Source organism: Nonomuraea sp. ZG12, assembly GCF_052068115.1.
Classification (GTDB): domain Bacteria; phylum Actinomycetota; class Actinomycetes; order Streptosporangiales; family Streptosporangiaceae; genus Nonomuraea.
This window is the reverse complement of the sequence record NZ_JBQHCW010000097.1, coordinates 1-665: the sequence shown is the minus strand read 5'-3', so window position 1 is coordinate 665 and position 665 is coordinate 1. Positions and strand designations below refer to the sequence as shown.

At 66.8% G+C, this 665-nt stretch carries 1 pseudogene; it reads right to left on the bottom strand.

The features are described from left to right. A pseudogene (locus tag ACTMTF_RS49420) lies at window positions 1-629 on the bottom strand (type III PLP-dependent enzyme); the annotation flags it as partial. Between the last annotated feature and the right edge of the window lie 36 nt (window positions 630-665).

Genomic DNA, 665 nt, shown 5'->3' with positions numbered 1-665 from the left:
GCCGGGGTCCTGATGTGGTGCGTCCCGCCCGCCACCACGGCGAACAGCTCCCCATGGACGCGCTTCACATCCATGACTCGCGTGACGTACCGCCCGCAATAGACAGAAATGGACCGGCCCGGCTCGATGCGCAACGTCTCGCCGGAGCGCCGGAGAGCGGCCAAGCCAGCGCCGTACGCCTCCCAGCCGAACCGTGACTCCGGGTCGGCGTAGGACACGGCCATGCCGCCGCCGATGTTGACCTCCATGACGCCAAGGCCACGGGCATAGTCGAGAATCGCGCCGGCCAGCTCAAGCATGGCCGGCGCGTCCAAGCCGCTGGCCAGGTGGGCATGAATACCGCGAAGCCGTACGGCATCCTGACCCTTCAGCATGTCGAGACACTCGGCAACGCCTTCGGGGTCCATGCCGAACGGGGTAGCACCGCCCCCCATCGCTAGAGACGCGCCCTTGATGGGAATGTCGAGATTGACCCTCAGCAGCACATCCGCCGACCGGCCCGCCGCGAACAGGCGCCGGATCTCGCTCGGGCTCTCGATGTGGAGCCGGTAGACATCGGCAAAAAGCTCGGCATCCGTCTTGCCAGGGCCACCAAGGGCGATGCGTGATCCGGGGAAGTGCTCGCGCACGTGTGCAAGCTCTCCCCCGGATGCAATTTCGAAGCC